This window comes from Staphylococcus sp. HMSC077D08 (assembly GCF_001837945.1).
In the GTDB taxonomy this organism is placed as follows: domain Bacteria; phylum Bacillota; class Bacilli; order Staphylococcales; family Staphylococcaceae; genus Staphylococcus; species Staphylococcus epidermidis.
Window position 1 is genome coordinate 1 of the sequence record NZ_KV834764.1, and the last position, 348, is coordinate 348.

Sequence of the window (348 nt, forward strand, 5' to 3'; positions counted from 1 at the left end):
GTCCCTCTGCATCAATGGCACGATATAAATAGCTCCATTTTCCTTTTATTTTGATGTACGTCTCATCAATACGCCATTTGTAATAAGCTTTTTTATGCTTTTTCTTCCAAATTTGATATAAAATTGGGGCATATTCTTGAACCCAACGGTAGATCGTTGAATGATGAACGTTTACACCACGTTCCCTTAATATTTCAGATATATCACGATAACTCAATGCATATCTTAGATAGTAGCCAACGGCTACAGTGATAACATCCTTGTTAAATTGTTTATATCTGAAATAGTTCATACAGAAGACTCCTTTTTGTTAAAATTATACTATAAATTCAACTTTGCAACAGAACC

1 pseudogene is annotated in these 348 nt (G+C 33.0%); it reads right to left on the reverse strand.

Going from position 1 to position 348, the window contains the following annotated elements:
* Positions 1-292 (reverse strand): annotated as a pseudogene (locus tag HMPREF2663_RS06980) (IS6-like element IS257 family transposase); the annotation flags it as partial.
* Positions 293-348 lie beyond the last annotated feature (56 nt).